The following is a 9,175-nucleotide window of genomic DNA, read 5'->3' on the forward strand; positions in this document are numbered from 1 at the left end:
CACAACAATGTATATGAAAAATAGGCGAAAAAGTACTAATTGATATATTTTTGGCTTGTATCAAACTTTAGGTTAAGTCAAAAATTTAGAGCTTCGTGATCGCCTACTTATCATATACGAAACGTTACCCAACATTTGAGAAAAATTGAACGTTAGAACAAAATACACACTTCTGATTTTAGGAACTTCAGCATTTGGACTGTTAATTTATAACAGATACAATGCTATTGCTGAAGTCAGTATTATTCCTGAATTAGAATACTCAAAAATATTTTTCGGAATCGGAATTTTAAGTATCGGATTATATTATTTCTTGAAAAAATGGCGGAAAGTATTGCCAAAAATTATGATTGGAGCATTTGGAATTTGTTTAGCTCTGAACTTATATATAGTTGTTCAAATTTATGAAAGTGTACAAATCCAAAAACGGCTCACTGAATACTCTGAATTAGAAACTTGTGGAGAAATGGAAAAGCGATTTGCAAGTGATTTAAAGAATGGAGAAATTAAATACTTTCAGTTCGGATTTGGCTATGATATGGAATTAGACAAAACACTAAAAAAGAAATATGGAATTGAGACTTTCGGAATGGGTTGTACAATTTATTCCGAAATGATTTGCTACAACGAATTAGTTAATACCTATCTAAAAGAAAAACACAACGACGAAATAATTGACTATTGAAAAAACTAACCTACAAACAAATTTCAATGTTACTTTATGGAATTGCATTGATTACGCCAATGTTTTTCGGAACTTGGACACTTGGTGTTTTCGGACTAATTATGGGTTGGTTAGGAATTTTTGCTTTAGAACCATTTGTTGCGATTCCTTGGTTTGCGAATTTCCTATATTTTGGGAATCTGATTTTTAACAAACTAAATCTAAAAACGAAAATCGGAATATCAGTTTTGACTATTATATTTGCATTATTTGTAATTGGACTTCGAGAATTACCAGAAAATGAAGGAGGAAGGAATTCCGATATTGTTGTCGGAATTGGATTTTTTATATGGATTTCGAGTTTTGTAGTTTTATTAATCGGACAATTAAAAGAGAAAAATAAAAACGTTGGGTAACACCGTATATAATTTATTGCTAGTTCCAGCCTACTTACGAAAATCCTCGCGGATTTTCTATTCGGTTTTTATTTGCTAAATTAGGTGCTTAAACCACGCAACAAACCATATACAAACACGTTGCCACACATATGAAAAAACTACTTGCATTGATTTTAATTCTGACTTTAAATTCTTGTTTTTTCTATAAAAAAGACGGAATAGAAGTTCATATCGAAAACAATTCAAGCGAAACTATATCGAATATCGAATTTACAACGAGTGAAAAAGTTAAGACCATAAATATTGATAGCATAGAACCAAATAAGTCTGTTAGAGAATTTTTATCAATGAGCAAGAATAAATCTGATGGTTCATACTCGCTAACTTTTGACAGAAAGAATGGTCAAAATGGAAAAAGTGGTGGCGGATATTATACAAACGGAAGTTCGCTTGACCATTGGGTTGATTTTATTGTGGAAAATGATACAATCATTGTAAAATTCGATGCGCCGATTTACTAAATTGACTGATTAACAATATCTATGAAAGATTTTTTACGAAAGAAAATTTCAGTTTTATTTATTTTTTCAATTCTATCAATTTTGTTGTGTCTTACAATAATGATTTTTGACTTTAAATCTGTAAATGACCCATTTGGTTATGGATTGATTGCAATGACAGTAGGAATTGGTTTAGGCTTATTTGGAATATTGGTTGATTTTATTTTATCGCTGATTATTAAAAATAAAATAGCCTTAAACATAACGGAATTAATTATTGTTACTCTATTTTTATGGTCAGTTTGGCCTGAATAAATACGTGTGGCAACACCGTATATAGCTCATAGCTTGGCAGTTGCTTAACCAAAGTTCAGGTATATTTGGAAAGTCGCCAAATTTTTAAATTTGACGATTTCCAATAAAAAAGATAAATAGTAAAATTTAAAAATCTGGCTTGTGCTTAATCCGAAATTAATCGCTAATTTTCACGCTACGAGCCATATACAAAACATTAGCCACAAGCAAACAAAAAAATTATGAAATATATATTACTTACTATTCTATTTTGCTACTCGATAAATTCTGTCGCACAGGATCCAAATCCGGAATTGTTTCAGACTTGGTATTTATATTATATTCAATCTGATGATTTGAATACTGAATATGAAATTTCGGAAATAGAACCACCCATCGCACCAACTTTAACTATTTCGGAAAATTTTGATTTTAATGGTGAAGGAGCCTGTAATTTATTTTATGGAACTTTCGAGACAATTACCTCTACCAATTTAGAAACTTTTGAATTCTTAAGTGAAACCAATGATTGTGGTATTACAGTCCATAATTTTTTCGAAACCTCATATTTTGATTTTATCCGATTTAACGGAGGTGGGTGGTATGTGATAACTTCTGAGACCAATGGTATGGTCTTGACGATAGCAAATCCGCTTGGCGGTATAGCTATTTTTAAAAATTATGCACTGACCGTGATGGATTTTGGATGGAACGATATTCAAGTTTATCCTAACCCAAGTAATTCGGAAATTTTTATAAGTTCAAATTACAATCAAGTCTTAAAAATTGAACTCAATAATTTGCTTGGAGAGCCTGTTCGAATACCAAAGAGTAGTACTAATTCTATAGATATATCTAATCTAGCAGAAGGAATATATCTTTTGAGAATATTCACAGAAAAAGGAATAGCGATAAAAAAAATAATTAAACAATAATAAAACTTGGTTGAAAAATAATTAAGCATGCCAGTGGCTAACAATGTATAACCGCAATTACGGCGGATTCGACTGCGTCCGAATCCACGCGTAATTGCTACCGTCGGTGTTTATCCGAAAAGCTTTAAATTTAATCCCGTAACTGCGGTTATACTAAACGTTGTAAGTAATGCTGAAAAACTTAATCTACATAACAATAATATCAATTTATATAAGCTCTTGCGACTTAAAATCAGCAGATGATTATTACAATATTGCATTTGATTTAGAAGAAAATGGAGATTATGAAAAAGCCATTCCGTTTTTGGATAAAGCAATCGAAAAAAGACCTGAATTTCGACCTGCGCTTATAAATCGAGGCGCTGACAAATCAATAATTGGAGATTATAATGGAGCTATAGAAGACTACCAAAAAATTATTGAATTTGACCCAAAAAACACTATGGTTTTAATGAATATTGGGAATAATTATAAAAAGCTCAAACAATATGAAAAATCTATTGAATTTTACACAAAAGCATTAAATACTAAAGGAGCTATAAAATCTGATAGCACCTATCTAATGATTAATTTACCAAATGAATGGGACAAAGACTCTGATTACTATGTTAGGAAATACGACATAAAATATGAACGCGGAATTTCATATGTATATTTAAAAAAATATAATCTTGCTGTTAAAGATTTAGAAGAAGCAGTTAAATATGTTGAAGATTTCCCAAATGCTATGAGTTGGCTTGGAGAAGCCTATTACCATTTGAACGATACGGTTAATGCACGAAAATATCTTACTCAAGCATCTAAATATGGAATGTTAGACGCAAAAGATTTATTAGAAAAATTGGAAAGTATAAAATGAAGATATTGATAAATATAATGAAATGGATTTTGATTATCCTTTTCTTTCCGCTTTCTCTGATTTTTGTAGCATACTATCGACAAAAAAGGGAAAAGAAAACATATTGGATAAATGAAAATAAATAAAAAAGCACTACTTACAACAATGGCTATAAGTAATTGCTTGTTCTTGTCTACTTCTGAAAATCCTCGCGGATTTTCAGTTTGGTATGTACTTGCAAAGTTAAGTGCTAAACCACGCAACTACTCATAGCCGAGACCGTTGTACCCAATTTGAGAAATGCAGAAAACAGATGAATATATTGCGAAAAGATTAAAGTGGAAAGCTGAAAAACACAGTCTTCCAACCGAACATTCGTTCTTATTCGAAATTTTACCTACTGAAAACCAAAAATATTACTTGGAATTATTTGAAAATCTGAATATCGGAATTCCTGTTTTGGTTTTTACCCAACCGAATAATGACAAATGGACTATTATTGGAACTCGGAAAATAGTTTGGGGAGAATATGACAAATATGAAAGTCTTTTAATAGAAAATATTAAAGAAATGAAGCCTGAATCTTTAGTTAAGTTGAGTGAATCAGGAAAAGCAACTAAAGAATCAATGAAAAAAGCGGAATGGGACGAATTAACAATCACTAATCTGAATTCTGAACAGTTTGTTATTCCAGCCTTTAAAGGTTCTGACTTTTTTGCGATGTGGAATATTTTACTAATGAATTGGCAATTGAATCGGAAACAAAAATTAGAAGAATAAATGCCAAACAAAATAATCCAAAAATCACATATCAATAGATTAACTAAAAATAAAGAATATAACTATCCTTATCACTCTTCTGAAATTGGCGAAGTAGAATTTACTCGCAATTTTAATACTGGATATTTTAAGGAATTAACCTTTAAGAAAATCAAAGGTGGCGGAAAATTCGGAGGGAATTACATCTGCATCGAATTAGATGATGAATATAGAATTTCTAAATATTAAAAACTGGGTACAACAACGTGTATAATTAATTGCTTTGGCAAGTGCTTATTTGGAAAATTCCTTCGGAATTTTCTCGGGTTCGTATTTGTTTACTAAATTAGTTGCTTAACCACGCAACTAACCATACACAAGACCGTTGTATGCAATGCCCGAAAAACAAACTAAATGGAAGATAAAGAACTAAATCATCATAAAAATATATTTCAAGATTGTAACATCAACTTTCTAATTGGTTCAGGATTATCAAATCCATTTTTTGGTACACTCGGAAATATAGAAACTTGGTTGGAAGGTCTTGAAGATTTAAAATCAAAAAAAACCGTAAGTGATGAAAACTATCTTTTAGCAAAATCAACATTATATAAGACATACTTTGATATTGCAATGAGAGGCAATATTGATATTCACAATTCCATAATAACTAAAGATGAATTTGAACCAGCAGAAACAACACCTCAAGAAAAATTAAACAATACTTATAAGGCGTATAAAGACTTTTTCAAAACTCTAAATCATATTTTATACGAAAGAAGAAGTAACACTGTAAACAAACAAATCAATCTGTTCACAACTAACATAGATATTTTTAATGAAAAGCTACTTGAAGATTTAGATTTACAGTTTAATGACGGATTTAATGGAATTTTTAATAAAAAATTCAGTTTAAGTAATTTCAAAAAATCATTTTATCAAAAAAGTCTTCACTACGATAATATTTCTGAAATACCTGTCTTCAATTTATTGAAAATTCACGGTTCAGTTACTTGGGAAATGAAAAAAGGGAATATCAACTTTTCAAACCTTGGGATTGTAGAAGAAGTTGACAACGAAATCTCAAAGTTATCATTATTAGATATTAAAAAAATGAATGATGACAAGTGGGATTCAGATGACAGAAATCTTACTATAGAGGAAATTGTAGAGGAAGTTGACAAAATAGACCCAAAACCAGATGTAGGCGATTTCATAATTTCATATGAAAAATTGCAGATTGTAAATCCAACTAAAGACAAATTTAAAGATACTACGTTTAATAAAAACTATTACGAGCTATTAAGATTATATGCTAATGAGTTAGAGAAAGAAAATACCGTGTTATATGTTATGGGTTTCTCAATGGCAGATGAACATATCAGAGAAATTACAATTCGTGCAATTAAGTCAAATCCAACGCTTAAAATTTTTATCGTTTCTTATACTGAGACGGCTGATGATATAATTTCAAATTTCCTTGATGATTTAATCGATATTAAAAGTTTTCCAAATGTAGAGTTCATTTGTCCTGAGAATGGTTTTAATCTAAGGAAATTTAATGATTATCTGTTATTTCCTTTAAGAGATTCTATAATAGAGTATAATAAAACTAATAGCTGATTTATGAATGAAATTCTACAAAAGGATTCAATTTTTAAGGTCGGTAAAGTCATATCTGTAGAAGGTAGGACTATTAAAATTGAAGTTGATAAGGCTAAAAATTCTGCTCACCTCTTATATCAAGGGAAATTACTGCGTAATATTTCTGTAAATGGTTTTGTGAAAATTACAAAAGGTTTTACTAGAATTATTGGAAAAGTTGAAGGAGAATTTATCATTGAAGATAAGCAGTTCAGCAATAAAAAATATACAAACGAAAAGCAAAAAATCAAACGCATATTACAAGTTTCTCTACTTGGTTTTTTCAGCCCTAAAGGTTTTGAAAGAGGAATAAAAGAGCTTCCTTTGATTAATAATGAATGTTTTCTTTTGGACTTGCCAGAATTTGAAGACGTACACAATTTTGTAAAGAAAAAAGACGACCCATTAATATTAGGAACTTTAACTCACGAGAACAATCAAGAGATTAAGGTAGGAGTCAATGATTTATTTGCTAGTCATATTGGAATTTTTGGGAATACAGGAAGTGGAAAGTCTTATACTCTTGCGAAAATTTATCGGGAACTTTTTCTAAAATACATAGAGAATAATAAGTTTCGAGACAATGCAAAATTCTTCTTCATTGACTTTAACGGAGAATACGTAAACGATAATGTAATTATAGATAAAGACTATAAAAATATTTATTCGCTAAACACAAGAACTGAAAAAGATAAATTTCCGATTTCTGAAGAACAAATCTCAGATTATAATTTTTGGTCATTAGTTCTTGAAGCAACAGAAAAAACTCAAAAGCCTTTTCTTAAAAGAGCCATAGAAAATGATTTTCTTACTCAAAAGATACAAGATGGAGATAGCTTAATCGAGTTTGTAAAATCATTGATATTAAAGATAATCGATAAAAATGATGATAATGTTAATATCGCCCAAATAATAGATTTACTATCACAATTGGGAGATTGTCTTACTAATAGTAATATTTCGCAAACCGTACTAGATTTAAGACAAAACCTACATTATAATTCCACAACACACGGTTTTTACATTGGAACAAACAATTATGATGGAGTTATTCCATATGTAGAAGAATTATTTGGTAACATCGAGTTTGATGAAATTGAGGATGATTATTTGTCAAAGGTTAGAATTAGAATTATTCTACAATTTCACCACGAAATAATAAATGGATATTCGAATATTGAACATTTGTCACCTTTACTGAAAAGAACGCCACCGAGATTAAATGATTTAAGGAAAGTTATTGTTATTAACGAAGAGGATAGCGATAAAAACATCACTGTTATCTCGCTAAGAGACGTTAATATTCAAATGAGAAAAATGCTTCCTCTTTTAATATGCAAGCAACTTTACGAAAAGAAAAAAGAGGTCAATGAAAAAGAAAAATATTTAAATATAATTATTGACGAAGCTCACAATATTTTATCATCTATATCTCAAAGAGAAAGCGAGACTTGGAAAGATTATAGACTAGAAACATTTGAAGAAATAATAAAGGAAGGTAGAAAGTTTGGAACATTTTTGACAATTGCAAGTCAAAGACCTTCGGATATATCTGCTACAATCATATCTCAATTACATAACTTCTTTCTACATAGATTAATTAACAACAACGATATTAAAGCTGTAGAAAGAACTGTCTCGTATTTAGATAAGCTTTCATTTGAATCTTTACCAATTTTACCAACTGGCACTTGTATTTTGGCTGGACTTTCAGCTCAAGTGCCAGTTATGATTGACATTGGTAAAATCAAACCAGAATCTGAACCTGACAATAAAACTATGTTACTTATAGAAAATTGGAAAGATGAATTGGATTAAAATTTTAAAAGCTTACCATCAAGGTAAATTTGACAGATATTATTACGGACTTACACCAAGAATGATAATTGGAGCTAGTCAGCATCCTATCGGAACGGCTTTTGAAAATGAACAAGTTGCCTATGATACGGCTTATGGAATATTCGAAGAAATGGTTGAATATAATGAAGATGGGCTTATAGTTACATCAAACTATTGTGGAATTCACAAAGGACCTGTTTTGTCATTTACAGAAGGCAATTTGACTGCTGACTCTATTGGAACAAGTTTTAAAAGTATTTGGGATAGATATGGAGATGAAATTATTTCTGGAGAATTTGGAATCTCAGACTATGATAAAAAAACATTGAATGAAATTGACTAACTAATAATTTTAGTAAAAGCACTGCATACAACAACGTGTATAAAACATAGCTATTATAGGCTTTCCGAGAGGTTTTTGTATATTTACAAAGTACGCCAAATTTTTTATTTGGTTATATTTATAAAAGAAAATTAAACATAAAAATAAAAAATTCGGCTCGTGCTAAATCCGAAAAGTTAGCGTTTATTTATACGCTACGTTTCATACACAAGACCGTTGTAGCACATTTGAGAAAAAACGAAATGCAGAAATTAACTACAATAATTTTCATATTAATTTGCAACCTAACTTTTGGACAGGAGAAATTATATAAACTGATTTCAAAAACTGAAAATTCCGATATTGATTACAAATCATTTAGGAGTTTTGATGATTTCGAAATTTATAAAAATGACGGACTGAAAAAAGCATTTGAACCAAAAAAAGGAAAAAGCGAAATTTACTTTTTTATTGCGGAATATAAAGGCGACTCTTTTGACGGAACTCGAAAGACATTTCATGACTATTTGATTTTAAAAGTTGACCCAAAATCTGAATTAATAATTGATGGATTTCAATACACACTGGAATGGGCTGAACCACCAGCAATATCGGATTTGTATCGTGTGACTGAAAAAAATCAAAAAATAAATAACGGACTAAATTTAAACTTCCTGAAAATGGAGCTTGTTGAACAAGAATATGTAAGTGAATGGCGGAAAGAATTAAAAGATAACGGAATATTAAAATTGGAATAAAAACGTGCTACAACACCGTATAAAATTAATTGCTAGTGCAAGCCTACTTACGAAAATCCTCGCGGATTTTCTATTCGGTTTGTATTTGCTAAATTAGTTGCTTAAACACGCAACTAATCTTATACAAACACGTTGTGTGCAATAACCCTTGCTTGCTAGGTTATTTAAAAAATCAGTAAAGCGCGCGGATTTAGAAGGAAAATAATCAGTATTTTATGGTAGGA

13 protein-coding genes are annotated in these 9,175 nt (G+C 30.1%); all 13 read left to right on the plus strand.

What is annotated here, in order from left to right:
- Positions 1-145: 145 nt before the first annotated feature.
- The 13 genes from K8344_RS13440 (at position 146) to K8344_RS13500 (ending at position 8,951) form a co-directional block, all read left to right on the plus strand.
- Positions 146-685, plus strand: a complete 540-nt coding sequence (locus tag K8344_RS13440; RefSeq protein WP_237609194.1) for an FEKKY domain-containing protein — start codon at positions 146-148, stop codon at positions 683-685.
- Positions 682-1,080, plus strand: coding sequence for a hypothetical protein (locus K8344_RS13445; protein WP_237609195.1), 399 nt, complete (start codon positions 682-684; stop codon positions 1,078-1,080). The genes K8344_RS13440 and K8344_RS13445 overlap by 4 nt, the downstream gene beginning before the upstream one ends.
- Positions 1,081-1,211: 131 nt before the next feature.
- Positions 1,212-1,583 (plus strand): hypothetical protein, encoded by a 372-nt coding sequence (locus K8344_RS13450; protein ID WP_026449441.1) that lies wholly within the window; start codon positions 1,212-1,214, stop codon positions 1,581-1,583.
- Between the two features lie 21 nt (positions 1,584-1,604).
- Positions 1,605-1,877 carry a hypothetical protein gene (locus K8344_RS13455; RefSeq protein ID WP_237609196.1) on the plus strand — a complete coding sequence of 91 codons (273 nt, stop codon included), beginning with the start codon at positions 1,605-1,607 and terminating at the stop codon, positions 1,875-1,877.
- 221 nt (positions 1,878-2,098) lie between these two features.
- Positions 2,099-2,791, plus strand: coding sequence for a T9SS type A sorting domain-containing protein (locus K8344_RS13460; protein WP_237609197.1), 693 nt, complete (start codon positions 2,099-2,101; stop codon positions 2,789-2,791).
- A 169-nt stretch (positions 2,792-2,960) separates the two neighbouring features.
- On the plus strand, positions 2,961-3,650 hold the full coding sequence (locus K8344_RS13465) for a tetratricopeptide repeat protein (RefSeq protein ID WP_237609198.1): 690 nt from the start codon (positions 2,961-2,963) through the stop codon (positions 3,648-3,650).
- A gap of 111 nt (positions 3,651-3,761) precedes the next feature.
- A complete protein-coding gene (locus tag K8344_RS13470) occupies positions 3,762-3,902 on the plus strand; it encodes a hypothetical protein (protein ID WP_237609199.1) in 141 nt (46 codons plus the stop codon).
- Between the two features lie 27 nt (positions 3,903-3,929).
- Positions 3,930-4,409 carry a hypothetical protein gene (locus tag K8344_RS13475; RefSeq protein WP_237609200.1) on the plus strand — a complete coding sequence of 160 codons (480 nt, stop codon included), beginning with the start codon at positions 3,930-3,932 and terminating at the stop codon, positions 4,407-4,409.
- Complete coding sequence (locus K8344_RS13480) at positions 4,410-4,637, plus strand: hypothetical protein (RefSeq protein WP_237609201.1); 228 nt, start codon at positions 4,410-4,412, stop codon at positions 4,635-4,637.
- A gap of 165 nt (positions 4,638-4,802) precedes the next feature.
- Entirely contained in the window at positions 4,803-6,011 is a 1,209-nt protein-coding gene (locus tag K8344_RS13485; RefSeq protein ID WP_237609202.1) for an SIR2 family protein, read from the plus strand.
- Positions 6,012-6,014: 3 nt separating this feature from the next.
- Positions 6,015-7,850: an ATP-binding protein gene (locus K8344_RS13490; RefSeq protein ID WP_237609203.1), complete on the plus strand. Its 1,836-nt coding sequence runs from the start codon at positions 6,015-6,017 to the stop codon at positions 7,848-7,850.
- On the plus strand, positions 7,837-8,214 hold the full coding sequence (locus tag K8344_RS13495) for a hypothetical protein (RefSeq protein ID WP_237609204.1): 378 nt from the start codon (positions 7,837-7,839) through the stop codon (positions 8,212-8,214). The genes K8344_RS13490 and K8344_RS13495 overlap by 14 nt, the downstream gene beginning before the upstream one ends.
- A 242-nt stretch (positions 8,215-8,456) precedes the next feature.
- Positions 8,457-8,951 (plus strand): hypothetical protein, encoded by a 495-nt coding sequence (locus K8344_RS13500; RefSeq protein WP_237609205.1) that lies wholly within the window; start codon positions 8,457-8,459, stop codon positions 8,949-8,951.
- Positions 8,952-9,175: the final 224 nt, after the last annotated feature.

Source organism: Aequorivita xiaoshiensis (assembly GCF_022008395.1).
In the GTDB taxonomy this organism is placed as follows: Bacteria; Bacteroidota; Bacteroidia; order Flavobacteriales; family Flavobacteriaceae; genus Aequorivita; species Aequorivita xiaoshiensis.

Excerpts from the sequence above, each read along its gene's own strand:
- K8344_RS13450 (WP_026449441.1), top strand. The coding sequence starts at position 1,212 with ATGAAAAAACTACTTGCATTGATTTTAATTCTGACTTTAAATTCTTGT.
- K8344_RS13455 (WP_237609196.1), top strand. The coding sequence starts at position 1,605 with ATGAAAGATTTTTTACGAAAGAAAATTTCAGTTTTATTTATTTTTTCA.
- K8344_RS13460 (WP_237609197.1), top strand. The coding sequence starts at position 2,099 with ATGAAATATATATTACTTACTATTCTATTTTGCTACTCGATAAATTCT.
- K8344_RS13465 (WP_237609198.1), top strand. The coding sequence starts at position 2,961 with ATGCTGAAAAACTTAATCTACATAACAATAATATCAATTTATATAAGC.
- K8344_RS13470 (WP_237609199.1), top strand. The coding sequence starts at position 3,762 with ATGAAAATAAATAAAAAAGCACTACTTACAACAATGGCTATAAGTAAT.
- K8344_RS13475 (WP_237609200.1), top strand. The coding sequence starts at position 3,930 with ATGCAGAAAACAGATGAATATATTGCGAAAAGATTAAAGTGGAAAGCT.
- K8344_RS13480 (WP_237609201.1), top strand. The coding sequence starts at position 4,410 with ATGCCAAACAAAATAATCCAAAAATCACATATCAATAGATTAACTAAA.
- K8344_RS13485 (WP_237609202.1), top strand. The coding sequence starts at position 4,803 with ATGGAAGATAAAGAACTAAATCATCATAAAAATATATTTCAAGATTGT.
- K8344_RS13490 (WP_237609203.1), top strand. The coding sequence starts at position 6,015 with ATGAATGAAATTCTACAAAAGGATTCAATTTTTAAGGTCGGTAAAGTC.
- K8344_RS13495 (WP_237609204.1), top strand. The coding sequence starts at position 7,837 with ATGAATTGGATTAAAATTTTAAAAGCTTACCATCAAGGTAAATTTGAC.
- K8344_RS13500 (WP_237609205.1), top strand. The coding sequence starts at position 8,457 with ATGCAGAAATTAACTACAATAATTTTCATATTAATTTGCAACCTAACT.